The organism is Mesorhizobium sp. M0954 (assembly GCF_040319155.1).
GTDB lineage: Bacteria > Pseudomonadota > Alphaproteobacteria > Rhizobiales > Rhizobiaceae > Mesorhizobium.
Map to the genome: position 1 here is coordinate 41,462 of NZ_JAMYNR010000025.1, position 25,424 is coordinate 66,885.

The 25,424-nt window shown below is 63.9% G+C and carries 26 protein-coding genes; 11 read left to right on the forward strand and 15 right to left on the reverse strand.

Annotated features, from left to right (window positions below):
* The first annotated feature begins 100 nt into the window (after nucleotides 1-100).
* A complete protein-coding gene (locus NKH93_RS26260) occupies nucleotides 101-550 on the forward strand; it encodes an RrF2 family transcriptional regulator (protein ID WP_006202816.1) in 450 nt (149 codons plus the stop codon).
* On the opposite strand, the gene NKH93_RS26265 is transcribed toward NKH93_RS26260, so the two are convergent.
* The 8 genes from NKH93_RS26265 to NKH93_RS26300 all read right to left on the reverse strand — a co-directional run bounded on the left by NKH93_RS26265 (nucleotide 547) and on the right by NKH93_RS26300 (nucleotide 9,026).
* The gene (locus NKH93_RS26265; protein WP_352473509.1) at nucleotides 547-1,026 is read right to left on the reverse strand and encodes a gluconokinase; all 480 of its coding nucleotides are present in this window, start codon (nucleotides 1,024-1,026) and stop codon (nucleotides 547-549) included. The genes NKH93_RS26260 and NKH93_RS26265 overlap by 4 nt on opposite strands.
* Nucleotides 1,027-1,097: 71 nt before the next feature.
* Nucleotides 1,098-2,084: an ABC transporter permease gene (locus NKH93_RS26270; RefSeq protein WP_292658927.1), complete on the reverse strand. Its 987-nt coding sequence runs from the start codon at nucleotides 2,082-2,084 to the stop codon at nucleotides 1,098-1,100.
* Nucleotides 2,081-3,061, reverse strand: coding sequence for an ABC transporter permease (locus NKH93_RS26275; RefSeq protein WP_352684752.1), 981 nt, complete (start codon nucleotides 3,059-3,061; stop codon nucleotides 2,081-2,083). The genes NKH93_RS26270 and NKH93_RS26275 overlap by 4 nt, the downstream gene beginning before the upstream one ends.
* Nucleotides 3,058-4,599, reverse strand: a complete 1,542-nt coding sequence (locus tag NKH93_RS26280; protein ID WP_352922319.1) for a sugar ABC transporter ATP-binding protein — start codon at nucleotides 4,597-4,599, stop codon at nucleotides 3,058-3,060. Before NKH93_RS26280 ends, NKH93_RS26275 begins: the two co-directional genes overlap by 4 nt.
* Before the next feature lie 80 nt (nucleotides 4,600-4,679).
* Entirely contained in the window at nucleotides 4,680-5,804 is a 1,125-nt protein-coding gene (locus tag NKH93_RS26285; RefSeq protein ID WP_352473506.1) for a sugar ABC transporter substrate-binding protein, read from the reverse strand.
* A gap of 507 nt (nucleotides 5,805-6,311) precedes the next feature.
* Nucleotides 6,312-6,482, reverse strand: coding sequence for a hypothetical protein (locus tag NKH93_RS26290; protein WP_352750391.1), 171 nt, complete (start codon nucleotides 6,480-6,482; stop codon nucleotides 6,312-6,314).
* A gap of 110 nt (nucleotides 6,483-6,592) precedes the next feature.
* Nucleotides 6,593-7,624 carry an HTH-type transcriptional regulator GntR gene (gene gntR / locus NKH93_RS26295; protein ID WP_352491069.1) on the reverse strand — a complete coding sequence of 344 codons (1,032 nt, stop codon included), beginning with the start codon at nucleotides 7,622-7,624 and terminating at the stop codon, nucleotides 6,593-6,595.
* Between the two features lie 169 nt (nucleotides 7,625-7,793).
* Nucleotides 7,794-9,026, reverse strand: coding sequence for an MFS transporter (locus tag NKH93_RS26300; protein WP_352822709.1), 1,233 nt, complete (start codon nucleotides 9,024-9,026; stop codon nucleotides 7,794-7,796).
* Nucleotides 9,027-9,200: 174 nt separating this feature from the next.
* Between NKH93_RS26300 and NKH93_RS26305 the strand changes: the two genes are divergently transcribed.
* The 5 genes from NKH93_RS26305 (at nucleotide 9,201) to NKH93_RS26325 (ending at nucleotide 12,956) form a co-directional block, all read left to right on the forward strand.
* Nucleotides 9,201-9,488, forward strand: coding sequence for a DUF3175 domain-containing protein (locus tag NKH93_RS26305; protein WP_023675825.1), 288 nt, complete (start codon nucleotides 9,201-9,203; stop codon nucleotides 9,486-9,488).
* A gap of 119 nt (nucleotides 9,489-9,607) precedes the next feature.
* Nucleotides 9,608-10,519: a myo-inosose-2 dehydratase gene (iolE, locus tag NKH93_RS26310; protein WP_352922323.1), complete on the forward strand. Its 912-nt coding sequence runs from the start codon at nucleotides 9,608-9,610 to the stop codon at nucleotides 10,517-10,519.
* A gap of 200 nt (nucleotides 10,520-10,719) precedes the next feature.
* Entirely contained in the window at nucleotides 10,720-10,926 is a 207-nt protein-coding gene (locus NKH93_RS26315; protein WP_352453276.1) for a LacI family DNA-binding transcriptional regulator, read from the forward strand.
* Nucleotides 10,927-10,930: 4 nt separating this feature from the next.
* Entirely contained in the window at nucleotides 10,931-12,397 is a 1,467-nt protein-coding gene (mocR, locus tag NKH93_RS26320) for a rhizopine catabolism transcriptional regulator MocR (protein WP_352740684.1), read from the forward strand.
* A gap of 193 nt (nucleotides 12,398-12,590) precedes the next feature.
* Nucleotides 12,591-12,956: a GFA family protein gene (locus tag NKH93_RS26325; RefSeq protein ID WP_352465253.1), complete on the forward strand. Its 366-nt coding sequence runs from the start codon at nucleotides 12,591-12,593 to the stop codon at nucleotides 12,954-12,956.
* A gap of 31 nt (nucleotides 12,957-12,987) precedes the next feature.
* On the opposite strand, the gene NKH93_RS26330 is transcribed toward NKH93_RS26325, so the two are convergent.
* Nucleotides 12,988-13,431: an SRPBCC family protein gene (locus tag NKH93_RS26330; protein ID WP_352465254.1), complete on the reverse strand. Its 444-nt coding sequence runs from the start codon at nucleotides 13,429-13,431 to the stop codon at nucleotides 12,988-12,990.
* A 169-nt stretch (nucleotides 13,432-13,600) separates the two neighbouring features.
* Nucleotides 13,601-14,845, reverse strand: coding sequence for a DegT/DnrJ/EryC1/StrS family aminotransferase (locus tag NKH93_RS26335; protein WP_352922326.1), 1,245 nt, complete (start codon nucleotides 14,843-14,845; stop codon nucleotides 13,601-13,603).
* Nucleotides 14,846-15,207: 362 nt separating this feature from the next.
* Between NKH93_RS26335 and NKH93_RS26340 the strand changes: the two genes are divergently transcribed.
* The 5 genes from NKH93_RS26340 (at nucleotide 15,208) to NKH93_RS26360 (ending at nucleotide 20,453) form a co-directional block, all read left to right on the forward strand.
* Complete coding sequence (locus NKH93_RS26340) at nucleotides 15,208-16,182, forward strand: polysaccharide deacetylase family protein (protein ID WP_352922328.1); 975 nt, start codon at nucleotides 15,208-15,210, stop codon at nucleotides 16,180-16,182.
* Nucleotides 16,183-16,249: 67 nt separating this feature from the next.
* Nucleotides 16,250-17,218 carry a rhizopine catabolism ABC transporter substrate-binding protein gene (locus tag NKH93_RS26345; protein ID WP_023675817.1) on the forward strand — a complete coding sequence of 323 codons (969 nt, stop codon included), beginning with the start codon at nucleotides 16,250-16,252 and terminating at the stop codon, nucleotides 17,216-17,218.
* Nucleotides 17,219-17,365: 147 nt separating this feature from the next.
* Nucleotides 17,366-18,481 (forward strand): ABC transporter permease, encoded by a 1,116-nt coding sequence (locus tag NKH93_RS26350; RefSeq protein ID WP_352922339.1) that lies wholly within the window; start codon nucleotides 17,366-17,368, stop codon nucleotides 18,479-18,481.
* A 32-nt stretch (nucleotides 18,482-18,513) separates the two neighbouring features.
* Nucleotides 18,514-19,326 carry an ATP-binding cassette domain-containing protein gene (locus tag NKH93_RS26355; protein ID WP_023675815.1) on the forward strand — a complete coding sequence of 271 codons (813 nt, stop codon included), beginning with the start codon at nucleotides 18,514-18,516 and terminating at the stop codon, nucleotides 19,324-19,326.
* A gap of 32 nt (nucleotides 19,327-19,358) precedes the next feature.
* The gene (locus tag NKH93_RS26360) at nucleotides 19,359-20,453 is read left to right on the forward strand and encodes a Gfo/Idh/MocA family protein (protein WP_352822727.1); all 1,095 of its coding nucleotides are present in this window, start codon (nucleotides 19,359-19,361) and stop codon (nucleotides 20,451-20,453) included.
* Between the two features lie 12 nt (nucleotides 20,454-20,465).
* Here the strand turns inward: NKH93_RS26360 and NKH93_RS26365 are convergent, their stop codons facing one another.
* The 5 genes from NKH93_RS26365 to NKH93_RS26385 all read right to left on the reverse strand — a co-directional run bounded on the left by NKH93_RS26365 (nucleotide 20,466) and on the right by NKH93_RS26385 (nucleotide 25,422).
* Nucleotides 20,466-21,335: a polysaccharide deacetylase family protein gene (locus NKH93_RS26365; protein ID WP_352503161.1), complete on the reverse strand. Its 870-nt coding sequence runs from the start codon at nucleotides 21,333-21,335 to the stop codon at nucleotides 20,466-20,468.
* A 30-nt stretch (nucleotides 21,336-21,365) separates the two neighbouring features.
* Nucleotides 21,366-22,217 carry an ATP-binding cassette domain-containing protein gene (locus NKH93_RS26370; protein ID WP_352542457.1) on the reverse strand — a complete coding sequence of 284 codons (852 nt, stop codon included), beginning with the start codon at nucleotides 22,215-22,217 and terminating at the stop codon, nucleotides 21,366-21,368.
* Nucleotides 22,214-23,323, reverse strand: a complete 1,110-nt coding sequence (locus NKH93_RS26375) for an ABC transporter permease (protein WP_352973495.1) — start codon at nucleotides 23,321-23,323, stop codon at nucleotides 22,214-22,216. Before NKH93_RS26375 ends, NKH93_RS26370 begins: the two co-directional genes overlap by 4 nt.
* Before the next feature lie 125 nt (nucleotides 23,324-23,448).
* Nucleotides 23,449-24,441 carry a substrate-binding domain-containing protein gene (locus NKH93_RS26380; RefSeq protein WP_352542459.1) on the reverse strand — a complete coding sequence of 331 codons (993 nt, stop codon included), beginning with the start codon at nucleotides 24,439-24,441 and terminating at the stop codon, nucleotides 23,449-23,451.
* A gap of 207 nt (nucleotides 24,442-24,648) precedes the next feature.
* Entirely contained in the window at nucleotides 24,649-25,422 is a 774-nt protein-coding gene (locus tag NKH93_RS26385; RefSeq protein WP_352973499.1) for a FadR/GntR family transcriptional regulator, read from the reverse strand.
* Between the last annotated feature and the right edge of the window lie 2 nt (nucleotides 25,423-25,424).

Consider the following 25,424-nt stretch of genomic DNA (forward strand, 5'->3'; position numbering starts at 1 on the left):
CTTGTTTTCGCGAACGGCTTCGCGTGATCAAACCGTCATGATTTGCACACAAACAGCCGCCAGACGCAGGTGGTTGGGGCTTCATGGGTTGACTCGGGGCATGCTTACCAAAAAAGGCAAATACGGCCTCAAGGCCCTCGTGCATCTGTCGGGCCTGCCGGTCGGCCAGCTCGCATTCGTCAACGACATTGCGGTCGCCAATAATATCCCCAAGAAATTCCTGGATGCCATCCTGGGCGAGTTGCGTAACGCCGGCTTCGTCCAGAGCCGCAAGGGCAAGGAAGGCGGTTACCGCCTTGCCCGGCCGGCTTCCGAGATCAAGATCGGCCATGTCGTGCGTGTCCTCGACGGGCCGCTGGCGCCGATCCCCTGCGCCAGCCGCACGCAATACCAGCGCTGCGAGGATTGCGACGAGGCGACCTGCCAGGTTCGGCACATGATGCTGGAGGTCCGGCAGGCGATCGCCGAGGTGCTGGACAACCGCAGCCTCGCGGCCATGCGCGACGCCGACAATGACGATTTCCCAGTCGAACTGACGTCGCAAATCTAGCGCGCGAGCAGGCTCAAGGCGGTCGCGACGGTGTCGGCGACCGGACGCGTGCCATCCAGGGTCATTGCCGCCTCGTCCGCCGCTGGCGCCTCGAGCGTGGCGAACTGGCTGTCGACCAGGCTCGCCGGCATGAAATGACCCTTGCGATTGCCGACGCGCTGTTTTGCTGTTGCCGGGTCGATCTCCAGGTAAACGAAAACGATATCCGCGCAAAAGCCGCGCAGGCGATCGCGGTAGCTGCGTTTCAGCGCTGAGCAGGCGGCGACCACACCTTGCCCGCTTGCGACCGACGCGGCCATCCGCTGGCCGATCGCGTCGAGCCAGCCTTCGCGCAGCGCGTCGGTGAGCGGCTGGCCGCTCGCCATGCGTGCGACGTTTTCGGGCGGATGCAGCCTGTCGCCTTCGATAAAGACGGCGCCCAATGCCGCTGCAAGCGCTTCGCCGACAACCGACTTGCCGCAACCGGCAACGCCCATCACCACGATGGCGGGTACCGTTCGAACAGTGCTCGCCGGCTTATATGCCACGTCTTTACCGGTCATGCAGGTCAGCGGCTTGCCGGCGCGCGGCCATAGAGCAGCAGCATGGCGACGATGACGACGCCGTAGATGATCTGCCGTCCCGCCTCCGGCATCTGCATGACAGAGAGAATGGACTGCAGAAGCGTGATCAGGATCACCCCGGCGACGGTGCCGAGATAGGAGCCGCGCCCGCCGAGGATCGAGGTGCCGCCGAGCACCACCGCGGCGATCGACGGCAGCAGATAGGCATCGCCCATCGACTGTGCCGCCTTGGAGGCATAGCCGGCCAACAGCACGCCGCCGAAGGCGGAGAGCCCGCCCGAAACCGCAAAGGCGATCATCACTACGCGCCTTGTATCGATGCCGGAAAGATAGGCTGCGCGCTCGCGATTGCCGATGCCATAGACGGTGCGGCCGAAGCCGGTGCGGGTCAGCACGAACACCATTGCGGCGCCGATCAGTGCCCAGATGAGAACGGCGTTGGGCACGCCAGGAACGGCAAAGCCGGTCGCCAGATAGCGCATCGCACCGGTCGCCGAATCCTGCGGCGAGAAACCGCCCGTGTAGACCACCATCAGCCCCTGCGCGACGGCGTTGGTGGCAAGCGTGATGATCATCGAGGGAATGCGCAGATAGGCGACGCCGATGCCGTTGACGATGCCGATCAGAACACCGCAGAAGATGCCGAACGGAATGGCAAGCGCCACGCCGACCGGGCCGTATGCGGCCGCGGCACAGGCCATCATCGCGCCGGCCGCCACCGACCAGGGCACCGACAGGTCGATCTGGCCGAGCAGGATGACCAGCATCATGCCGGTCGCGATGACGCCGAGAAACGACGCCACCTTGAGCTGCTGCAAAAGGTATTCAGGCGACAGGAAGCTGCGCGAATAGAGGCTGCCGAGGAACAGCAGCAGCACGATACAGGCGAACGCCGTCAGCACCGCCGGGTCGGCGCGGCGGAGGAATTTCGGCATGCGGCCGGCGAGACCACTCACAGTCGTTTCGCTCACAGGAACCACTCCAGCCGGTTGCGGACCCGAAACAGGGCGAAGGCGCCGAGGCTGACCGCGATCAGCAGAATGACGCCCTGGAACAGGGGCTGCCAGAGCGGATCGAAATCGAAGACGAACAGCAGGTCGCCGATGGTGCGGAAGGCAAGCGCGCCGAAGATCGCGCCGATGGCGCTGCCTTTGCCGCCGAACAGCGACACGCCGCCAAGCACGACCGCGGCAATCGAAAACAGCGTATAGGCGTTGCCGCTGGCATAGGCCGCATCACCGGTATAGGTGAAGAACGTCAGGAACAGCCCGCCGATCGCGGCAAGCAGACCGGCAAGCGCATAGGCGGCGAACTTTCCACGCCGGATCGGCACGCCGGACATGTAGGCCGCCATCTCCGAGGAGCCGGCCGCATAGGCGGCGCGGCCGAGCACCGACCGGCTGAACGGCACCCAGACGACAAGCACGACCGCCAGCAGCGCCACCAGGCTCGCCGGCACAATGCCAAACAGGCGCCCGGTCAGCGCATCGGCGAGCCCTTCATTGACCGAGCCGCCCGGAAACGGCCGAAGCAGCAGCGCAATGCCGAAATAGACCGCACCGGTGGCGATGGTGGCGACGATCGGCTGCAGGCGTCCATAGATGACGATGGCGCCGTTGATTGCCCCGCACAGCAGGCCGGTGCCGAGCACGGCGATGACGCCGAAGGCGGTCTCGATGCCGGTGCCGACGACCAGCCACGACGCCAGGCAGTTGGTCAGGGTGAAGATCATGCCGACCGAAAGATCGATGCCGGCGGTGATCACCACCAGCGTCTGCGCCATCGCGACGAAGGCGAGCAGCACACCCTTGTTCGAGGCCGTTTGTACGACATTGGCGGTGAAGCCCGCCGGATGGTTCGAGGTGTAGATGACGAACATGACAACGAAGATGCCGAACGCCAGCAACGTTCCGCGCTGTTCGGCAAGCCAGTAGCGCCAATCCTTCACGCGTCCGCTCCTTGCTTTGGCATCTCTTCGTGAATGTTGAGCGCGCTGGCGATCAGCGCCCGCTCGGTGATTTCGGCGCCGACCAGTTCGCGCTTGACCGCGCCGTCATAGAGCACCAGCACGCGGTCGCAGCAGCCGATCAGCTCGTCATAGTCGGTCGAATAGAAGAGGATCGCCGCACCCTGGTCGGCAAGCTTGCGCATCAACTGGTAAAGCTCCTGCTTGGTGCCGACATCGATGCCGCGCGTCGGATCGTTGAGCAGGATGATGCGCGGCTGCCGCATCAGCCATTTGGCGATGACGACCTTCTGCTGGTTGCCACCGGATAGCGCGCCGACCGGAATGTCGAGGCCGGCGGTCTTGATCGCCAGGAGACCCACCATATCGTCGATCAGCCGCTGCTCGGCGGCGCGATCGATGATGCCGGCCCTGGACAGCCGGTCGAGGGCAGCGAATGAGAGGTTTTCGCGCACCGTCATCGGCAGCATCAGCCCTTCGGTCTTGCGGTCCTCCGGGATCAGCGCCATGCCGATCCGGTCGTCGCGCGCCGCGGCCGGGCTGGCGATCGCCACCGGCCTGCCGTCGATCAGGATCTGGCCCGACAGGCCACGCAGCACACCGAAGAAGGCGAGCAGCAATTCGCGCTGGCCTTGGCCGTCGAGGCCGCCAAGCCCGACCACCTCGCCCGCCCCGACCGATAGCGAGACATCGTGCAGCCGATCCGTCCAGGACAGGCTGCGCGCCTCCAGAACCGGCGTGGCTGCGGCAGCCGCCCGCGCGGGCTTGGGCGGAAAGATGTGGCTGTATTCGCGCCCGATCATCAGTTCGACGACCTCGTTGTCGCTTTTTGTACCGGCCGCGTAGCTGGCGACATTGCGGCCATTGCGGAACACCGTGCACTGGTCGGCCAGCTCGGCGATCTCGTTCATGCGGTGCGATATATAGAGCAGCGCCAGCCCTTCCGAACGCAGCCGCTTCAACACGGCGAAAACCCTGGCGACGTCGGCCGCGGTCAGCGCCGAGGTCGCCTCGTCGAGGATCAGGATGCGTGGCTTGCGCGCCAGTGCCTTGGCGATCTCGACCATCTGCCTTCTTGAAAGAGGAAGATCCTTGACCAGCGCCAGCGGATGGATATCGGAAGCGCCGGCGCGAGCGAGGGCTTGTTCGGCGATGCGGCGCTGCGCCTTGCGATCGATCATGCCGAAACGCTTCGGCGGATCGGAAATGACGATGTTGTCGGCAACGCTGAGTTCGGGGACGAGCGACAGTTCCTGGAAGATGCAGACGATGCCGGCCTGGTTGGCAGCGGCCGGCGAAGCGAAGGTAACTTCGCTTCCGTCCAGCATCATGCGGCCCTCGTCGGGCGCGACGACCCCCGCCATGACCTTGATCAGCGTCGATTTGCCGGCGCCGTTCTCGCCGAGAATGGCGTGGATGCTGCCTGGAGTGACCGACAGTTCGGCCTTCTCCAGCGCGCGCACGCCGCCATAGCGCTTGGATATGCCTTCCATGCGGAAGAGCGGAATCGCACCGTCCATCGGCCCTCCCCAGGCGCTTGGCAATCAGGATGTCGAGCGCCGACGCCGCGGGATCTCCCGCGGCGTCGGGCTGTCGGAGTTTACTGGTTTTCCTTGCTCTGGCCCATGATTTCCTGCGCCGTGAAATTGATGCCGCAGGTCGGGAAGGAATTGCCGACGAAGAAATTGTCGGATTGGTCGGGGAAGTAGTCCTGGCCTGCCTTGAAGTTCGGATCCTCGACGATCGCCAGCGGCAGCTTGACCGCTTGCGGCACGACCTGGCCTTCAAGTGCTGCAATCGCCGTCTTGATGGCAACCGCGACCTGCGCCGGGCCGGTGCCGGCCGACGAGCATTTCAGGCCGTCAGCGGCGAACTTGGCGCAGAATTTGCGGAAGCCGTTCTCCGTCTCGCCACCGAACGGCACGAACGGATGCTTGGCATCGATCATCGCCTGCACGATGCCGGTATCGCCGCCCTGTCCGGTAATGCCGTCGAAGGGGCCGTTGGTGGCAATGGCATCGGCCGTAGCCTTTTGCGCAACGCCGTCATCCCACTTGCCGACGACCTCGGTGACATCCCATTTCTTACCGGAGGCGTCGAGAACCTCGTGGATGCCGTTATGGCGGTCGGTATCGACGGACGTGCCGGCTACGCCGCGCACTTCCAGCACCTTGCCGCCGTTCGGCACGTGCTTGACCAGCCAGTTGCCCCACAATTCGCCAAGACCTTTCTGGTCGACATTGACGTTGATGGCATCCTTGGTGTCGAGGATGTTGTCGAAGGCGACCAGCACCACGCCGGCTTCCTTGGCCCGTTTGATGACAGGACCGAATGCGGTCGGGTTCTGGGCGTTGACGACAATCGCGTCATAGCCGGAATCGATGAAATTGTTGATCGCCGAAATCTGCGCCGGCACGTCTTCGCCGGTCGAGACCACCTTGAATTCCTTGAGCTTGGCCGCGACGTCCGGCTGCGCTGCATAGGCCTTTGCCGTCTGCACCATCTGGATGCGCCATGTGTTGGCGATATAGCCGTTGGCCAGAGCGATGCGGTACGGGCCGTCTTTCTTGGGGAACTTGAAGAACTGCGTATCGGCCGACCAGGGCGCGAAGCAGTCAGGCTCGGCCGATGGCCCCTTGACGATTTCAGGATCGGCGATCGCCGACGAGCTCAGCATGACGAAAGCAGTGGCGGCAACGATACCGCCAACGAGTGACTTGATCATCGATATTCCTCCCAGTTGCAGTTTTGTTTGTTGTTACGCCGATGAATTTGCGCTTTTCCGGCCCGGCACCTCCCGCCGTACCCGTCGCGCGTTCAGGTGGCCGAATGCCGACCCGATCCCCTCCTTTGCTGCCCGGCTAGTCCCGCAAAAACTATCATATTATACATAATAAACAAGCATGAGCTGTCGCTTATGTATAATAAACAGCCCCATCCTCTGAGCGAAGTACTGCCCGGCGATAACTGGTAGCGCTACCATGACGTAGTGTAAAGCGCCATTGCGTTGAAGCGCGCTTCAGCGTGCCGTGCTTTCACGCCGCTTGAGTTCGAAGCCGAGGTCGCGACGACACCTGCGCCACCCGTCGATCCGTTGCATCCAAAACGGCGACAGCGTCTATGAAACGCATTACTGTTTCGTCGCTTTGCGCAGAACAACGCTGGATGTGGGGAGCCAATGATGGAAGGACATATTGATCCAAAACTGGAACACATGTACCGCCGTGGCTACTCAGCTGGCGTATTCGATGTACTGGCGAGCCTTGCGCTCCTTCTTTCCGATGAAGACCGCCAGATTGTGGAGAACTGGGCCAAGAACGACCTTGCCGTCTGGAGAACCATGCGCCTCAATGAAGCGGTTCGGCCTCCGGATTTTCCCATAGGAAGTCGCCCAGATGTTCATGGACCCTGGCCTGCGTAGGTGTCCGAGACCTACTCAGTTCCTCGAACACCTCCGGCGCATCGCGATGGTGCTCGAATACTACCGGATCGCCGGACCCTTTTTTCGAGCTTTCAGCGCGCCGTGCTTTCACGCCGCTTGAGTTCGAAGCCGAGGTCGACGACCCGCTGTTCCGGCCTGTTGCCTTCGATCGCCGCAAGCGCCATGGCGACCGCCCGCCGGCCGATCTCGTAGCGATACGTCCGAACGCTGGTGACCGACGGAAAAGCCACCTCCATCATGTCGAGATCGTTGAAGCCGACGATGCCGATCGTCTTCGGTACGGCGATCGAAGCGCGGTGGCATTCGAACAGCACCCCGAGTGCTATATCGTCATTGTTGCAGAACACGCCGTCGAGGCTCGGCACCTTGGCCAGCGCGTCGCGGAACAATTCGCGGCCGAGGGTGACGCTGGAGGGTACCGGCGTGGTGGTGGTAAGCCGCGCATCGAACAGGCCGGCCGCCTCCATCGCCGCGCGATAGCCGGCCAAGCGCCGCTGCGAACGCGGATCCATGCGCGCGCCGATGAAGCCTATCCGGCGATAGCCTGCCTCGATCAGATGTTCCGCAGCCGCCCTGCCGCCCTCGAAATGTGAGAAACCAACCATCATGTCGACCGGATCGGGCCCGGTCTCCATCACCTGCACCACCGGACAGCCCGCCGTTTCCAGCAGTTTTCGCGAGGCCGGCGTCTGGTCGATGCCGGCCACGATCAGCGCCGCCGGGCGTTGCGGGCCAAACACCTGCAGCAGCCGCTCTTCCTCGAGGCCGGAATAGTGGGTGTTGCCAAGCTGGATCCGGAAAGGGCCGTCCGACAGGCTGTCGTAGATGCCGCGCACCACTTCGGCAAAGACGTTGTTGGTAAGCGACGGCACCAGAACGCCAAAGACCTCGGCGCGCGCCGAAGCCAGCGCCCGCGCATTCGGGTCGGGCACATAGCCGAGCTCGTTCACGGCCGACTCGATCTGGCGGCGCAGATCTTCCGAGACACGCCCCGGCTCGCGCAGGGCGCGCGATACGGTAATGGCGCCGACGCCGGCCTTGCGGGCGACATCGGCGATGGTCGGGCGGCCGCCGCCGCGGCGCGTGCGCGGCTTGATCACCATACTGGTCCCGAGGCCGGGCAACCGCCCAGACGCGACCGTGAGACGATGTTCAGGGTCTTTGCCACTGCTGCCTTGCCAACCTGGCCCGTTGCCACACCTTGTCTGGCGTCGCGCAGCCTTCGGCTATTGTCAAGCGACGGCGGAGAGACTGTATCCGTACCGCTGTGCTTCAGGCCGCCACAGCAGCGCTGCGCCGGGCCTTCCACAGCAGCAGCACCATGGCCAAAATATTCAGAAGGTTCCAGGCAATGCCGTTGAGGAACGCGGCGGCATAGGAGCCGGTCAGATCGTAAATCCAGCCCGACATCCAGCCGCCGATCGCCATGCCGAAGATGGTCGCCATCATGACGATGCCGACGCGCTGGCCAGCCTCCTTGGCTGGCATATATTCGCGCACGATGATCGCATAACAGGGCACGATGCCGCCCTGCGACAGGCCGAAGACCAGCGAGACGACATAGAGCGAGGCAAGCCCGTCGAACGGGATATAGAACAACAGCGACAGGCATTGCAGCATCGAACCGATCAGCAGGGTTTTCACGCCGCCGATGCGATCGGCAAGGAAGCCCGAGCCTAGCCGGCTGACGACGCCCGCCGCCAGCATGATCGACAGCATATCGGCGCCATGCGCCACGCCGTAGCCGAGATCCATGCAATAGGCGACGATATGGACTTGCGGCATCGACATCGCCACGCAGCAGCCGAGCCCGGCCACGATGAGCAGCGCCTGCAAGGCCGCCGGCGACAGGGAGATCGGCTGGACCACGCGGCTGCCCGGCGATCCCGGAGCCGCCTGGGGCGGTGCGCCGCGCCGGAGCAGCAGGATCAAGGGCACCATGGTGACCAGGCAGACGGCGCCGATCGCGGCATAGGTGAAGCGCCAGCCTTGCGCCTGCATGACATAGGGCATCGCCGTCGGCCAGATCGCTCCGGCGAGATAGTTGCCTGATGCGGCAGCAGTCACCGCGACGCCGCGGCGCCGGTTGAACCAGTGCGAGATGTCGGCGATCAGCGGCCCGAAGATCGCCGACGAGCCAACGCCGATCAACAGGCCCTGGACGAGGGTGAACTGCAGGATCGAACTGGTCAGCGACGCCAGCAGGAAGCCGGCGCCAAGTGTAATCGCGGCAATCAGCGCCGGGATCCAATACCCCATGCGGTCGATGGCGCGGCCGAACAGCACATTACCGGCGGCAAAGCCGACCATGGTCGCGGTGTAGGGCATCGAGGCAGCGGCGCGGTCGACGCCGAATTCTGCCTGCACGGCAGGCAGCACCACGACCACCGCCCACATGCCGACCCCGCCGATCGTTGCCAGCAGCATCGAGATGCCCAGCCGTATCCAGGCATAGGCACTGTCGATGCCGGAACTTCCTGCCTGGCTTGAGACGATTGGGGTCAAGAGCGTTTCCTGTCCGCAGTTCTTGAATCGGCGGTTCTGACCACTATCGGCGCATTCGCATCGCCGAGCAGCGCCACGACAGGCAAATCCGTGGCTCCAGGGATTCGGGCCGAAGTGGAACAGGGGTGCGCCATAAGGCGTTTTCCGGCAACGACCTAGTGGAAGGAGTTTGCCATGACCGCGCAACGGAAATGGTCCGCCGACGTCACCGAGCACAGCGACGCGCTGGACCTCGAGGAACACATCTTCGAATCCCACGATCCCAAGAAGATCGCCGCCTCTTTGAAGCGATCGGCCGAGCACAGCGACCGACGCAAGGCAGGGCCGTTTCAATCCGCCATGTCGATGCTGAATTTCTACATCAACCGCGCCGGCAAGAACCTGCCGGCGGCGCAGAAGAAAGTGCTGGAGGACGCCAAAGACGAGCTGCGCGCCCTTTTTGGCCGCCCAAAGGAAGATTAGGGTCGGTCTCCATTAATTGGTTCTGCCAAATTCGGCTGAACTGGACCTAGTGACAGGGCCTCTTTGTCGCCAGTCTGCAGGCTCGGCTTGTATTCCCAAGCCCGCAAAAGCCTGGCGTCATGACGGTCAAGATCGGCATCAATCCCATCACCTGGAGCAATGACGACGTTCCGGCGCTTGGCGGGGATACGTCCTTGGAGACCTGCCTGTCGGAAACGGCGCTGGCCGGCTACCGCGGCACCGAACTCGGCGGCAAATTTCCGCGCCAGGCTGAAGTGCTTGGGCCGCTCCTGTCTTCCTATGGCCTGGAACTCGTCTCCGGCTGGTATGATGGCCGCATTCTCGACCGCACGGTCGACGAGGAATTCGCGGCGATCACCCCACATCTTCAGCTGTTGCGCGACCTTGGCGCCAGGATCGTCGTCTACGCCGACACCTCGCGCGGTCGCCATGACGGCATTTTCGCACCGATCTCCGAGCGTCCGCGCCTCGCCGACAGGGACTGGCCGTCCTATGGCGAGAAACTGACCGCCCTCGCCGACCGCATGGCCGCATTCGGGGTCGGCATGGCCTTCCACCACCACATGGGCACCATCGTCGAGACGGACGATGAAGTCGACAGGCTGATGGCGGCGACGGGCCGAAGCGTCGGCCTTTTGTTCGATACCGGCCACTGCCTGTTTTCGGGCGGCGACCCGCAATCGCTGCTGCAACGGCAGCTCGACCGTATCGTGCATTTCCATTGCAAGGATGTTCGCAGGGCGATGCTGAAACGGGCACGCCGCGAGGACATGAGCTTCATGGCGGCGGTAATGGACGGCATTTTTACCGTGCCCGGCGACGGCTCGGTCGATTTCCTGTCATTGCTGAAGCCCCTCGCCGCGCGCGGCTATGAAGGTTGGCTCGTTGTCGAGGCCGAGCAGGATCCGGCCAAGGCGCATCCGCTGACCTATGCCAGCAAGGGCTATTTCTCGCTGCTCGCCACCGCCCGCGAGGCCGGCTTCGAAGTGGCGACGCGGCAGGCAAACTGACCGGCCCGCATTTGCGAGCCGGGGGACACGATGAGCGCGCGCCGCGATGGGGTTAGCGACGCGAAAGCGCCCGGCGATCCGCGCCGCCTTGCTCCCTGCGCGGCGCGGATCGCAGAATCCCGGCTCTGGATTGCAAACCCCGACTTTCAAGCTTGAGGCCGACCGGAAGCCGTGCCTTGATGCAACCGAGGAGGAGCGATATGGCTTTCGAAGCTGCGCTTGGCATGGAACGGCTTTGCACCATCCGCGAGATTGCCGAGAAGGCGGAACTTGGCGCCGCCACCGTGCATCGCGCGCTGAAGAACAGCCGCGAGATCCGTCCCGAAACCAGGCGGCTGGTGCTCGACACCGTCTGCCGGCTCAACGAGGAAAAGATCGCCCGCGCCGCCCGGTTCGTCGGGGGATAGTGCCTTGCCCGACCACATGCGCCTTTCCCTCGACATCATGTCGGTCGACCGCGCTTCGGAAGAACCGATGCATCGTCAGATCTACGGCGCCTTGCGACGCTTCATTCTTGACGGCCAGATCCCGCAGAACACGCTGCTGCCGTCGACGCGCTCGCTGGCCGAAGATCTGAAGGTCGGGCGCAACACGGTCATCGCCGCCTATGACCAGCTCCTTGCCGAAGGTTTTATCGAGGCGCGTGCCGGATCGGGCACCTGGGTGGCGCCGATCCAGCAGAACCGCCCCTTGGCATCCCTGCGCGCCGGACTGGCAGCGCCGCAAAAGCTGTCGCGGCGCGGTCAGACCATCGTCAACGGCCCGCAACCGCCGCGTAATGCCGGCGTCATCAATTTCCATCCCGGCGTGCCTGAAACGGCATCGTTTCCGTTCACCATCTGGTCAAGCCTTCTGGTGCGCAATGCACGCAGCCGCGACGATAGTCTGCTTGGTTATCTCTCCTTTGCCGGTCACCCCGGCCTGCGCCAGGCCATTGCCTCGACCATCGGCCTGTCGCGCGGCATCAGTTGCACCGCCGACCAGGTGATCATCGTCACCGGTGCGCAGGCAGCGCTCGATCTGGTCTCGCGCGTGCTGATGGACGAAGGCGACCATGTCTGGATGGAAGAGCCCGGCTATCTCGGCGCCAAAAGCGCCTTTCTCGCCAGCGGCGCCAAGCTGGCACCGTTGAAGGTCGACCGGCGCGGCTGGCATCTTGCCGATCCGGAGCTGCCGCCGCCGCGGCTAATCTATGTGACGCCATCCTGCCAATGGCCGTTCGGCACCATCATGCGCATCGAGGAGCGGCTGCAACTGCTCGACATCGCCGAACGCAACGGCGCCTGGATCGTCGAGGATGACTATGACGGCGAATACCGGTTCCGCGGCCGGCCGGTGCCGGCGCTGCGCGGGCTCGACCATGCCGACCGCGTCGTCTATATCGGCAGCTTCGGCAAGACGCTGATTCCGGCGCTGCGCATCGGTTATCTGATCGTGCCGCGCGAATTGTCGGTTCCGTTCGACCGGGCGGTGAGCATCACCGGCCAGTTCGCGCCGCTGATCCTGCAGGCAACGGTCAACGACTTCATCATGCAGGGCTATTTCGCCACGCACCTCAAGCGCATGCGCCGGCTCTACGCGCGCCGGCAGGCGAACTTCGTCAAGCTGTGCCAGGAGCATCTGGCCGAATGGCTGATCGTCACGGAAAACGATTCCGGCATGCAGCTGCTGGCGAGCTTCGTCAGGCCCTATAAGGACAGCGACGTGGTCGCCGCCGCCCTCAAGGAGGGGCTCGACGTTCAGGGCATCTCCATCAACTATCATTCCACTGAGCCCGAGCACGGCCTGCTGCTCGGCTATGCGGCGATGGACGAACGCCAGATCCTGCGCGCCGTTCTGGCGTTGCGCGCCGCGTTCCTAAGATTGGATAGAAGCTAGAGCCAGGCTCTCCATCTCGTTCACCGCGGGGTTGAGTCGGTCGCCCGCAGTGATTAGGAATATGGGGCGTCGGTCCTTGTTTTCGGCGTTCGCGCAAAGCGCGCTTCCCAAGGCCGAACCTCCCCGAAAACCAGAAGCATGCCCACCGCCGGTATTGGCGGGCAACGCATTCATCTGAACCATGAGGATTGCCATGAGAACCGCATCCTGTGCCTGCGGGCAACTGAGGATCTCCTGTAACGGAGAGCCGCAGCTGGTCGCACAGTGCCACTGCCTCGACTGCCAGAAACGGACCGGCAGCACATACGGCGTCGCCGCCTTCTTTGCGCGCGACAAGGTAGAAGCCGAAGGCGACGCCAGTACCTACAGGCGATCAGCTCGGAGCGGCCACCATGTCACTTTCCATTTCTGCCCGGGCTGCGGCTCGAGCGTCTTCTGGGAGCCCGAGCGAAAGCCTGAATGGATCGCCGTCGCGGTCGGCTGCTTCGCCGATCCCGCCTTTCCGGCCCCGGCGCATGTTGGGTGGGAAGACCGGCGTCATCCCTGGGTTTCCGGTTAGCGACGCCAACCCGCCAGCGCAGCGCTTTACCTTACTGGTTGATCTCGGGTTCAACGAGCTTCGCCAGATTTCGCAGCGACTCCTGCCAGCCGAGATAGCAGGCCTCAACCGGGATGGCGTCTGGGATACCTGCCTGCGTGATATTCACTTCGGTGCCGACCGACACTTTCTTCAATGTCACGGTCACCTCGATCTCGCCGGCCAGGTTGGGGTCGTCGAACCGGTCGGTGTAACGCAGTCGCTCATTGGGCACGAGCTCGACATATTCGCCGCCGAACGAGTGGCTGTCGCCGGTGGTGAAGTTGCGGAAGGACATTTTGAACGCACCGCCGACTTTCGCCTCGAAGTGATGAACCGTGCAGGTGAAGCCGTTCGGCGGAAGCCATTTCGCAAGTGCATCCGCTTCAAGGAACGCGCGGTAGACTTTCTCCGAGCTGGTTGTCAGAACGCGGTGCAGCCGTACGGTGCCGGGCATATCGTTAATCCTCCGTGTTGGTGATCGATGCCCCCTAGGACGAGCGGAGCCCGGCCTATCCGACACGGGCCTGCGGATTTTTTGGCGGCCGGTTATGCCGGCCGGAATCCTCGGCCGGCCACCGGGCAAGGAACTCGACCGCAGGGTAGCAAACCGCGCCGGATCTGGTCTAGTTCACACTGTCGAACTTCTGCAGATCAACCGGTGCCGCCTTGCGCAATTCGATATCATCGAGCGAAGCATTCTCCAGCGCCACCCGCGCCGCCGCGTCGATGTTGTGGATCATGTCCTGAATGTCGGTATCGCTGTGCGCCGGGTTCATGGCGACCATCACGGTGCGGTTGAGGATGTCGAGAGAGCGCTTGCCGAGGTCGTCGGAATAATCCAGCCGCAGGCCCTGGTTCTCGGGCAGTGCGTAAGGATTGAGCGCCGGATGATGCGCGCCTTCATGCATCAGCACCTGGTCCCACTGGGTGAAATTGTGACGGCCGGTCTTGCCGGCAACGACGCTCGGAATGGTCTTCGAAAAAGTCTGCGCCGCCTGCTCGCTCGGCAGCAGGTACATCACCTGTGCGGCACAATCGTCGTCCGCGCTGTTCATCGGCGACGGCGTCAGCCCAAGATTGCTAAGGTGGCGGGTACCGGCCAGCACCGTCTTCTTCTCGACCCGCATCGCCTCGATGATGCCGTCCAGCCGGTCGAGTTGGACGTTGAGCATCGCCCCCATCAGTTCGGAAGCACGCGCGCCGATGCCGGCGAAGGGTTTGATGCTGTCGCTTCTGCCCTGCCAGTAGAAATGGCAAGGGTCGATGGCGCAGCGCGCCCGCTCCGCCACTTTCGGGTCGCTGGTGGCGATACCGCCGCCCTCGCCCGAGGTCATGTTCTTGAAGTAGTTGAAGGAATAGGCGCCGGCATGGCCGATCGAGCCGAGCTTGCGGCCCTCATAGCCGCCGCCGATGCCTTGGCAGACATCCTCCAGCACCAGCAAGCCGCGCTTGGCAGCAATGTCCATGATCGCATTCATGTTGCAGGCCGCGCCCCACATATGCACCGGGATGACCGCCCTGGTGCGCGGCCCGATGGCATCGCGCAGGGCGATGGGATCGATGGTCAGGCTCTCGTCGATGTCGACGATGACGGGAATGGCCCCGACCGACAGCACCGCGGTCGCTGTCGCCATATAGGTGTGCGCCGGCACCAGCACTTCGTCCCCCGGGCCGATGCCGAGGCCGATCAGGCCGGCGGCGAGCCCATAGGTGCCGCTGGCGGCCAGCGCGAAATGCTCGACGCCAAGATGCTGCGCATAGCGGGCCTCAAAGCGGTCGCATTCGCTGTCCTTGCCGTAACGAAACAGCGCGCCCGAGCGGATCACCCTGGCAATGGCTTCGATTTCCTCTTCGCCGGCGGTGTACATGACAGGCCTCCAGTCACTTGATAATGTGGGTCACTTGATAATGTGGTCGCTTGATGGTGTGGACAGCTGTAGGCTTGTCGGCACGGTTTGAAAGAACCACTCCGCCGCTATTCGACCAAGCCATCTGCGCCCGGAAGACGGTTCCTATGACTGGTTTTGAACCGTGATTGGGGAAATCGGCAGCTAAGTGTCTCAGCCGGCAGGCAAATCGTACCCATCCGAATTCGCCAAAGTGGCCCTGTCGGAAAGGCAGGTTTCGGCGTTCCATTCCGGCCAGTTGGGCAAACGGTTGGTTCCATGAAATACGGGACACACTTTGGAAGACCCTGGAAACCGGCGTGCCGGCGGAAAGGCGGCCGTTCGTGAACGCCGCCGGCTCCAGCAAACGGATCGTACTCCACGAGGACGATGTCGGCATGTGCCACGGCGCCAACAGCGCCTTCCTCGAATTGAGCGGGCTGGGTGTCTGCAGTTCCGGCGCGGTGATGGTGCCGTGCCCGTGGTTCCTCGAAATGGCCGAAAGCGCCGCCGCCAACCCTGGCCTCGACCTCGGCGTCCACCTTACGCTGAACAGCGAGAAGCAGCACTACAAATGGCGGCCGTTGACCGCGCCGTCGCGGGCGGCCGGCTTGACCGACGAGTTCGGCTTCTTGTGGCCGGATGTGGCGACCACGCGCCGCAAGGCGGTGCCGCAGGCGGTCGAGGCCGAGCTTCGCGCCCAGATCGACACCGCCTATCGCGCCGGCATCGACGTCACCCATCTCGACGCGCATATGGGAGCGGCATTGTCGCCGGAATTCTGCAACATCTACATCAAGCTCGGGCTCGAATATCAACTGCCCGTGCTGCTGACCAAGACGCTGTCCGCCTATTCCCCCAACGACAATCTGGTCGGCGTCACCGAGGAGGCGTTCCAGCGCGGCGTGGCGCTGGCCCGTGCCGGCGGCTTTGCCATTTTCGACGCCGCCATCCAGACGACCTGGGGCCGGCCGCGTTCCAGGCCGATCGAGCCGGCTTACAAAGCGCTCATCGACGGTGTGCGCGACGGCCTGACCTTCTTTTGCCTGCATTGCAACGCGCCCGGTGAACTCGAGCTGATCGAGCCGCGCTCCGCCTACATCCGCACCGAAGAGTACGAACTGTTCCGCGACCAGGGCTTTCGCGACTGGCTCGCCGCACAGCCGATCGACGTCATCGGCATGAAGCCGTTGCGCGAGGAGCTTCGCGTAGCGCTCTCGGCCGGGCGATTATCAACAACAGCCCGCGGCAACACCACGGGCGAGCAGCGATTGGCGTCGGCAAAGGCCCGCAAAGCGGCCACCCGATCCGCGACGTGAGCCGATCGTCGCGGCCGGAAAACGGCGCCAGAGGGATTGGAACTGCAACGACAAATGGGAGAATAAGATGAAAACTCTTCTGAAAGTGGCATTGGGCGCCTTCGTTTCGGCGGGCCTGATGACAGGTATTGCGCATGCCGCGGGCCTCAAGGATCCGAAGGACGTCCGCATCACCTTCGTGGTGCATGGGTCGGCGTCCGATCCCTATTGGTCGGTGGTCAAGCGCGGCGTCGATGACGCGGCCGCCCTTACCGGCGCCAAGGTCGAATATTACGCACCGCAGGTCTTCGACGTGGTCGAGCAGGCCCGGCTTCTCGACGCCGCTATCGCCACCAAGCCGGACGGTATCGCCGTCTCCATCGCCGACGCCAATGCGCTCGGCAAATCGGTCAAATCCGGGCTTGCCGCCAATATTCCCATGGTGGTTCTGGATTCCGGCGAAAAGGAAGGCGCCGAGCTCGGCACGACGCTCTATGTCGGCACCGTTTCCGAATATGATTCCGGCAAGAAGGCCGGCGAGCGGCTGGCCAAGGAAGGCACGCTCAAGGTCGTCTGCATCAACCACGAGGTCGGCAATGTCAGCCTCGACCAGCGCTGCCAGGGCCTCAATGACGGGCTGAAGCCCTCCGGCGGCGGCACCGAGGTTCTGGCCGTGGCGCCCGATCCCGCAGACATCCAGCGCCGCACGGAAGCCTATCTGTCGGCGCATCCCGACACGCAGGCCGTCTTTGCGCTCGGCGCCACCGCCGCCAACCCGCTGATCCCGATGTTCCGCGACAAGGAACTGTTCGGCAAGCTCAAGCTCTACACATTCGACATCAGCCCGGAGGTCCTCGATTCGGTCGTGGCCGGCGAAATGGGCTTCGGCATGGATGCCCAGCAATATCTGATGGGCTATCTGCCGGTGATCTATCTGGTCGAGCAGGCGACGCACGGCTTCTGGCCGCAGAACAACGCCTATACCGGACCGCTGTTCATCGACTCGCCGGAAAAAGCCAAGGCGATCCTGGCGCTCGCCAAAGAGGGCATCCGCTAGGCAAGCGCTCCGACGGAACGGGAGAATGCGCCAAGCGCTCTCCCGTTCCTTCGAAGATTGCGATTTGAGCGATTGGAGAGCCTAATGGCGGTCGTGGAAGACAAGGCTATATCTCCGGGCGAACTGAAGGCGACCGACCGCTTCGGCATGACGTCGAAGCGGGCCGCCGGCGCCGACGAGCGGCTGGCCAGCACCGGCAAGCTGACCCAGTGGCTGCGCCGGCCGGAAGCCGGTGCCGCCGGTGGGCTGCTTGCGACGATCATCATCTTTGCGCTGCTGCCGGGCGCGGCAAACCTCTATTCGCTGCAGGGATCGATGACCTTCCTGACGCTGTCGGCGGAGCTCGGCATCGTCGCCACCGCGGCAGCACTCCTCATCATCGCCGGCGAGTTCGATCTTTCGGTCGGCTCCATGGTCGGCTTTGCCGGTGTCGTCATCGGGCTGACGGTGAAGTACTGGGGCCTGCCGCTATGGGGCGGCATCGCCTGTGCCTTAGCCGTTGCCATCCTCACCGGCTATCTCAACGGCCTGATCGTGGTGAAGACGCGCCTGCCCTCCTTCATCGTCACGCTCGCCACCCTCTATATCCTGCGCGGATTGTCGATCGGCATCACCCGCGCCGTCACCGGCCGCACCCAGATCCCCTACATCCTCGAAGGCGCACCGGATCCGGCGACGGCCGGCATTTTCAACGGCCATCTGCTCACCGGCCTGTTCCACTGGATGGGCGCGCAAGGCTGGATCGCCACCCGCAGCGACGGCATACCGTTCGTCGCCGGCATTCCGATGTCGATCGTCTGGTGGCTCGGCCTGACGGCGCTGGCCGGCTACGTGCTCACCCAGACGAAATACGGCAACTGGATCTTCGCCACCGGCGGCGACCTGATCGCAGCCCGCAACGTCGGCGTGCCGGTCGATCGCGTCAAGATCAGCCTGTTCGTCTACACCGCCTGCGCGGCGACGCTGCTTGCCACCATCCAGGTGATGGAGGCGGGCTCCGCCGACACCACGCGCGGCCTGCTCAAGGAATTCGAGGCGATCATCGCCGCCGTCATCGGCGGCGTGCTGCTCACCGGCGGCTACGGCACCGTCTATGGCGTGCTGTTCGGCGCGCTGATCTTCGGGCTGGTGCAGATGGGCATCTTCTACACTGGCATCGACACCGACTGGTTCAAGGTCTTCCTCGGCATCGTCATCCTGATGGCCGTGCTGGTCAACAACTACATCAGGCTGAAGGCGCTCGGCCGCGGAGGTGGCAAATGACCGAGCCGGCCCAAATGACCGAACCGGCCCAAATGACCGAACCAGCAATGGAACTGCGCGGCGTCAGCGTCAATTTCGGCTCGGTGCGCGCGCTCCAGGACATCGACATCAAGGTCTATCCGGGCGAGGTCCACTGCCTGCTCGGCGACAACGGCGCCGGCAAGTCGACGCTGATCAAGGTTTTGTCCGGCGTCTATCGGCCGAGCAAGGGCGAAATCCTGGTCGACGGCAAGCCGGTCACCTTCCGCAGCCCGCGCGACGCGCAGGAGCTCGGTGTGGCAACGGTGTTCCAGGACCTCGGCATGATCTCGCTGATGTCGATCACCCGTAACTTCTTCCTCGGCCGCGAGCCAACCAAAAGCAGCCTGCCCTTCTCGCGCATCGACAAAGAGCGCGCCAACACCATCGCCAGGCAGGCGATGGCCGATATCGGCATCGACGTGCGCGATCCGACGCAGGCCGTCGGCACGCTGTCGGGCGGCGAGCGCCAGTCGGTGGCGATCGCCCGCGCCGTGCATTTTGGCGCGCGCGTGCTGATTCTCGACGAGCCGACGTCCGCACTCGGCGTCCACCAGGCGGCGATGGTGCTGAAGTTCATCATCGAAGCACGCATGCGGGGTTTGGCCGTGATCTTCATCAGCCACAACATCCACCATGCCTATCCGGTCGGCGACACCTTCACGCTGCTCAACCGCGGCCGCAATCGCGGCACCTACGCCAAGTCCGAGATTTCGCGCGACGAGGTCATCTCGATCATGTCGGGCGGCGAGGATCTGAAAGCGGTCGAGGCGGAGATTGCCGGCCTGCTCGCCCAGATCGGCAACCGGCCGCCTGCGGCGCCTTGAGCTGACAATCGGACATTGCGGGGAATGATCCAATGAGCAGGATACGCGTCGGGGTCGTCGGCGCCGGCATGATCTCGCAGGTCGAGCACATCCCCAATCTGCTGCGCCTCGGTGAATTGTTCGAGCTGGTCGGCGTCGCCGATCCCTCCAGGATTTCGCGGCAGTTCGTCACCGACACCCATGGCATTGCCAATTTCGAAACGATCGACCAGCTCTTCGACCAGCGCCTCGACGCGGTGGTGATCGGCTCGCCGGACCCGCTGCATCACGAACAGGTGCTGGCGGCGCTGGCGGTTGGCCTGCATGTCTTTTGCGAAAAGCCGCTCTGCTATTCGCTGGCGGAAATCCTGGAGATCGTTGCCGCGCGCGATGCCGCCAGGAAAATCGTTCAGGTCGGCTATATGAAGCGCTTCGATCCGAATTACCGGCTGGCGCTCGCTTCGCTGCCTGGAACATCGAGCAGGCTGCGCGCGGTCTCGGTGGAGGTAAACGATCCCGACGCCTGGCCGTTCATCGCCCATCAGCCCTACAGGCGCGGTACCGATATCCCAAAAGACATGGTCGCCACTGTCGCCGCCAAGCAGAAGCGCCAGGTCGAAGAGGCCGTCGGCGTGCATCTGACCGATCTCGCTTTCCGTGGATTTACCGGCGCTTACAGCTCGGCCTTGATTCACGATGTCAATGCCGTCCATGGCCTGCTCGATGCGCTCGGCGTGCCGGACGGCGAGGTCGTCGGCGCGCAGATCTTTGCCAATGGCGACGGCGGCCACGGCGCCGTCAGGCTGCTGGACGGGCAGGCACTGTGGACCATGACGCATCTCACCGTGCCCAAGCTCGCCGACTACAAGGAGCGGATCACGCTGTTCTTCGACGATGCCAGCCTCGAGCTCGAATTCCCCTCGCCCTGGCTCAACCATCATCCGACCCGGCTGACGGTGACGACCTCGGACGGTCACACGCTGTCGAAGAAAGATTTGCGGGCCGGTTACGCCGAAGCCTTCGTCGAGGAGATGCGTGGCTTCTGGGCGGCGATCGTCAATGGCGATGCCGTCGTCAACCCGCCCGAACACGCCGCCCGCGACCAGGCGCTGCTGATCGGGCTGACCCGGCGGCATCTGGCCTCATAAGATCGTCGGCTTTCAGATCTTGGCGGCGCGCAGTTCATCACGCATGCCGCGCATGCCGATCACTTCGATGTCGAACTCGCTGATCCACGCCTTGACGCGCGCCGTCTTGAACAACGCGTATTCCTCGGTCCGCAGATGGGCATCCGGAGGATTGATCGCCTCGAAATCGCCTACCGTGTTGAAATGCAGCGACAGGAAACTCAACCCCTCCGGGATTCTGGCAAACATCGCGTGGTAGGCCGTCTGCGCATCCGTCTTGCGCGCCCAAGGCGTTTCCAGAACGATGTCGAACACCGGTTCGCCTGCCGCTTGCGCCTTTACGATTTCGGCATCGTAGCGGGCAATGTCCAGCTCACCGGCATAGCTCGCCGGGTTGTAGCCCGACAGGTCCTTCACCAGCAGCGCCGGCAGCCGGTATTCCCGGCCGAGCTTGCGATAGATGGCGATGAATTCCGGCATCTGCGCCGTGCCCATGTGAGCGTCGAGATGGGTGATGTCGATGCCGGCAGCGATGGCGCATTCGATCTGCGCACGCAGTTCCGCTTCCACCGCATCGGGATGGGCTTTGCGCGCCTGCGGTACGGTCGGCCAGAAATAGCCGAACTCGTCAGTCATCGCAGCCGATTTGGGCGGGTTGGTCAGCGGACGCCAGCGATACGGCTTCTGCTCGCTGGTCAGCGTCAAGTGCACGCCGAGGTCGAAATCGGGATTGGCGACGGCGATCTGAGCGGCTTCCGGGAACCACGGGCATGGCGCCATCACCGAACCGGAACTGCATGTGCCGAACTTCGACAGTTCGAAAAACGCGACATTTGCGCCATGGCTCATGCCGACGTCGTCCTCGTGGATGACGACACGCTTCCTTGCGGTCTTTACGGTCATTTCCTGCTCCTGAACTGCTGCATTGTCATCTCACCCGACACGGGCAACGAGGTCGGTCAATTCGTCGAGCTCGATCTCGTCACGCCGGAACCGGCCCGCCACGCGCCCCTGCGCCAGAACCACCAGATCGTCGGCCACCGAGAGCGCGTGACGGAAATTGTGGGTGATCAGGATGACCGCCTGGCCCTGCTCGCGTGCCCTGAGAATGTGCTCGAGCACCCGGCCTGCCTGACGCACGGCCAGAGCCGACGTAGGCTCATCCAGCACAAGCAGCGACGATCCGAAGAACATGGCTCTTGCGATTGCCAGGGACTGGCGTTCGCCGCCGGAGATGTTGACGCCGCGTTCGTCCAGGCCGCGTTCCCAGCGCACCCCGAGCTGATGCAGCGCCGAGCGCGCCATGTCGTCGGCGCGTTTCATGTCGAGCCATTTGAACGGTCCGAAACCTTTCAGCGGTTCGCGGCCGAGCACGACATTGCGTGTGACCGACAGCAATTCGCAGACGGCAAGGTCCTGGAACACCGTGGCAATGCCGCGTTCGCGCGCCTGAGCCGGGTTGGCGAAAGCCACCTTCTCGCCGTTGAAGCGCAATTCTCCCCTGTCCGGCGGAAAGACGCCGGACAGGATCTTGATCAAGGTCGATTTGCCGGCGCCGTTGTCGCCGAGCAGCGCCAGGATGCGTCCGGCATAGGCGCTTAGCGACACGTCGACCAGCGCGGTGGTGGCGCCGAACCCTTTCGACAGGTTGACAGCCTCGATCACCGGCACCGCGCCGGCAGCGACCGGCTCGACCGGAGGGCGGCGAAGGGTCAGGTCGTCGGAGCCGCTGCCGGCCGGCAGCCGGGCCCCGCGCTGGGCATCCAGGCCAGACGGCTCGCTCATCGCGTCTTCTCCTTCGCCGCCGTTGCGGCGTTGCCGGCAATCGCCGCGTCGGCAGCACTGCTGTCGCGCTTGAAGCCGCCCATCGGCCTGGATTTGGCGATGCGGCGCGCCACCGAGGTATTGAGGATGACCGCGCCGACGACAATGATGCCGGTGAGCGTGCGGAAGAAATGGCCGGGAGCGCCTGCCAGCACCAGGCCGACCTGGATCATGCCGAAGGTGACGGCTCCGAGAATGGTGCCGATGACGCTGCCGTAGCCGCCGGCCAGCAGCGTCCCGCCGATAACGGTAACGGCTACCGCCTGCAGTTCGATGCCCTCGCCGCGCAATGCGTCGACGGAGGAAAAGCGGGCAACCTGGATGACGCCGGCGATGGCTGCCAGCGCGGATGTGATCATGAACAGGATGACGGTGACGCGGTCCACCGGTACGCCGAGATTGCGCGCCGCCTGTTCGTTCTGGCCACGTGCCTGGATCCAGTTGCCGAACCTGGTGCGCGCCAGCAGGAAGGTGCCTGCCAGCCCGATTGCCAGGAACCACAGCATCGACATACGAAAGCCGGCAAGCAGCGGACCCGCCATTATGGCCTTGAATCCAGGCGGAATGGCGACCGTCATCGGAAAGCCGCCGGTCAGCGCGATCAGTATGCCGCGCCAGATCAGCATGGTGCCGAGCGTCACGACGAAGGAATGGATGCGGAACCTGAGCACGATCATGCCGTTGGCCCAGCCAAGCGCGGCTCCGACGGCCACCGCGACCGGCGCGGCGACGATCGGTGGCAGGCCGAAGTCGCGCATCAGCACCACGCAGACGAACGAGGTGAGTCCGAGCACCGCGCCCACCGACAAGTCGAAGTGACCGCCGATCATCAGCAGCGTGACGCCGACGCTGACGATACCGAGTTCGGCCGCGACGGCCATGATGCTGATGTAGGACAGCCTGGTGGGGAAAAGCTGCGGGCTGAGCGCGGTGAAGACCAGGAACAGGATGACGACGGCCGCGATCGACGTCGCCTCCGGCCGCAGCATCAGCCGTCTCAGCGCCTCGCCGGCGACCACACGGGAGGAAGGCTTGTTGGCCGCATTCGGCCCGGGCTGTTCGTTCATGCCGTCACCCCGATACAAGAGTGGCCACGAAGATGGCGAACGGGCGGCTTGGCCGCCCGTCCTGGACGCGTGCTAGGTTTTTGCTGTCGTCCAAAAACCACTGATGGACTTTTGGGCGGCGTGCATCAGCGATAGCCCTCCTTCACCAATGCCGAGACGCGCTCCACATTGTCCTTGTCGACGACCGTCGGACCGGTCAGGAAGTAATTACCTTCGATCAGGCCGTATTTCAGGTAGTGGGTCAGGAGCAGCACAGGCATGTAGCCGCGCCAGAACTGCTGCTGGTCGATGGTGAACGCCTGCCGGCCATCCTTTATCGCATCGAGCGATTGCGCGACGATGTCGTAGCCGGTGAGCACCAGGTCGTCCCGGCCGCTATCTGCCTTGGCGGAGAGGAAACCGTCGATCACGTCGCATGTGCTCGTGGCCGCGGCCGTATCGGGGTGCACGCGCAGGTAATTTGACAGCGCTTCCGCCTGCTGGCCCGGATCCATGGTCAGTTCGAGGAAGTCGGCCTCGATGCCGGCCTTCTTGAGCTCATCGATCTGCGACGTCGCCCTAAGCTGGCAGCTCGCGTCGCCCGGCTGTTGATTGGCGACCACGACGCGGCCCTTGACGCCCATCGAGACCAGTCGCTGCGCCGTCAACTTGCCCGCCGCCGCTTCATCAGATCCGGTGCGGAACAGGAAGAAATCGTTGGGATCGCGCACTTGCGAGCCGGACGGCGGCGCGGCGGCGCTGCCGAAGGCAATGCCGGCTTCCTTGGCGCGCGCGGCGACATCGGCATAGGACGAATCCTCGGCGAAGGCGCAGATGGCGATGCCGTTGGCCTGGGCGGCGATCGCCTCCTCGATCTTCTGCACCTGGTTTGGAATGGTAAGCTGATCCGGGAAAATATAGGTGACCTTCACGCCGAGGTTTTTGCCGGCCTCCTCGGCGCCGCGTGCCAGATAGCCATGAAAGCCCGTCGGTGCGGCACAGCCGACAAAGTAGATCGAGATATCCTTGTCCTGCGCCATGGCCGCCGCGCCGAAGACCGGCAGCAAGGCCACCGCCGAAATGGCGACAACCCGGCTGACGTGGAAGCCAATTTTCGATAGCCCATTTTTCATGCTCATGCCGATTTCCCCTATGCTTGTTGTTAAGGTCGACCCAAGCGACTTGCGCATCTGGAAGCTAATCGGCAGCCGGTTCGTCAAACAGACCCATTTCGTATCGATTGACGGGAACCATTCGTGCCGAAACCTCGCCGGCAAACATTGGTCAAGCGCGCACCATCGGCGGCCGCACCGACACAATCCGACTGTTTGAATGTGTGGCGGCGGCTATCTGGACTTGATGACGCTGTCGGTATTGGCCAGCAGCTTGCGCACCGCATTGCGCGCCGCGTCCGGCCGCTGCAGGCGGATGCTCCTCTCGATTGCCTCATGCAGCCTCTGCGCATGCTGCAAATCGTCGAGTTCCCGGGTGGTATAAGCGAACAGATGATCGAACGCCGATTCGATCAGCACGCCGAGCGGCACCAGCAGATCGTTGCCCGAGGCGCGCAGGATGGCGAGGTGAAACCGCGTGTCGGCGCGCGTCCGCTCCTGCAGGTTGGTCGCCTCGCCCATCTCGCGGCAGGCCTGGCTGATCTCGGCCATCTGCTCGTCGGTGCGTCGCATGGCGGCAAAGGCGCTGGCCTCCGGCTCGATGATGTGGCGGAATTCCTGCACGGTCCTGAGGAACACCTCGCGGTCCGGCGAGGTCGCATACCAGGCCAGCACGTCGCGATCGAGCAGGTTCCAGCGTTCCTTAGGCTCGACCCAGCTGCCGATTTTGGGACGTGACGACAGCAGGCTCTTCGCCATCAGCATTTTTATGGCTTCGCGCACCGCCGAGCGGCTGACGTCGAAAGTCTCTGACCATTTGGCTTCGTTGGGCAGGATGGTTCCCGGCGGATAATCGCCGCGCACGATCCTCAGCCCGATCTCGTTGGCCAGCGACGCATGCACGCTCGATCCCGGCATGCGCGCCGCATCGGCCCGGCGAATACCGCTCGTGCGTTCGGCGAACGCCTCGGCCGCTGTCTTTCCCTTATTCGGCTTCGCGTCCTGCATAG

Excerpts from the sequence above, each read along its gene's own strand:
- NKH93_RS26260 (WP_006202816.1), top strand. The coding sequence starts at position 101 with ATGCTTACCAAAAAAGGCAAATACGGCCTCAAGGCCCTCGTGCATCTG.
- NKH93_RS26265 (WP_352473509.1), bottom strand. The coding sequence starts at position 1,026 with ATGGGCGTTGCCGGTTGCGGCAAGTCGGTTGTCGGCGAAGCGCTTGCA.
- NKH93_RS26280 (WP_352922319.1), bottom strand. The coding sequence starts at position 4,599 with ATGGACGGTGCGATTCCGCTCTTCCGCATGGAAGGCATATCCAAGCGC.
- NKH93_RS26285 (WP_352473506.1), bottom strand. The coding sequence starts at position 5,804 with ATGATCAAGTCACTCGTTGGCGGTATCGTTGCCGCCACTGCTTTCGTC.
- NKH93_RS26290 (WP_352750391.1), bottom strand. The coding sequence starts at position 6,482 with ATGAACATCTGGGCGACTTCCTATGGGAAAATCCGGAGGCCGAACCGC.
- gntR (WP_352491069.1), bottom strand. The coding sequence starts at position 7,624 with ATGGTGATCAAGCCGCGCACGCGCCGCGGCGGCGGCCGCCCGACCATC.
- NKH93_RS26305 (WP_023675825.1), top strand. The coding sequence starts at position 9,201 with ATGACCGCGCAACGGAAATGGTCCGCCGACGTCACCGAGCACAGCGAC.
- iolE (WP_352922323.1), top strand. The coding sequence starts at position 9,608 with ATGACGGTCAAGATCGGCATCAATCCCATCACCTGGAGCAATGACGAC.
- NKH93_RS26315 (WP_352453276.1), top strand. The coding sequence starts at position 10,720 with ATGGCTTTCGAAGCTGCGCTTGGCATGGAACGGCTTTGCACCATCCGC.
- NKH93_RS26325 (WP_352465253.1), top strand. The coding sequence starts at position 12,591 with ATGAGAACCGCATCCTGTGCCTGCGGGCAACTGAGGATCTCCTGTAAC.
- NKH93_RS26330 (WP_352465254.1), bottom strand. The coding sequence starts at position 13,431 with ATGCCCGGCACCGTACGGCTGCACCGCGTTCTGACAACCAGCTCGGAG.
- NKH93_RS26335 (WP_352922326.1), bottom strand. The coding sequence starts at position 14,845 with ATGTACACCGCCGGCGAAGAGGAAATCGAAGCCATTGCCAGGGTGATC.
- NKH93_RS26345 (WP_023675817.1), top strand. The coding sequence starts at position 16,250 with ATGAAAACTCTTCTGAAAGTGGCATTGGGCGCCTTCGTTTCGGCGGGC.
- NKH93_RS26350 (WP_352922339.1), top strand. The coding sequence starts at position 17,366 with ATGACGTCGAAGCGGGCCGCCGGCGCCGACGAGCGGCTGGCCAGCACC.
- NKH93_RS26355 (WP_023675815.1), top strand. The coding sequence starts at position 18,514 with ATGACCGAACCAGCAATGGAACTGCGCGGCGTCAGCGTCAATTTCGGC.
- NKH93_RS26360 (WP_352822727.1), top strand. The coding sequence starts at position 19,359 with ATGAGCAGGATACGCGTCGGGGTCGTCGGCGCCGGCATGATCTCGCAG.
- NKH93_RS26365 (WP_352503161.1), bottom strand. The coding sequence starts at position 21,335 with ATGACCGTAAAGACCGCAAGGAAGCGTGTCGTCATCCACGAGGACGAC.
- NKH93_RS26370 (WP_352542457.1), bottom strand. The coding sequence starts at position 22,217 with ATGAGCGAGCCGTCTGGCCTGGATGCCCAGCGCGGGGCCCGGCTGCCG.
- NKH93_RS26375 (WP_352973495.1), bottom strand. The coding sequence starts at position 23,323 with ATGAACGAACAGCCCGGGCCGAATGCGGCCAACAAGCCTTCCTCCCGT.
- NKH93_RS26380 (WP_352542459.1), bottom strand. The coding sequence starts at position 24,441 with ATGAGCATGAAAAATGGGCTATCGAAAATTGGCTTCCACGTCAGCCGG.
- NKH93_RS26385 (WP_352973499.1), bottom strand. The coding sequence starts at position 25,422 with ATGCAGGACGCGAAGCCGAATAAGGGAAAGACAGCGGCCGAGGCGTTC.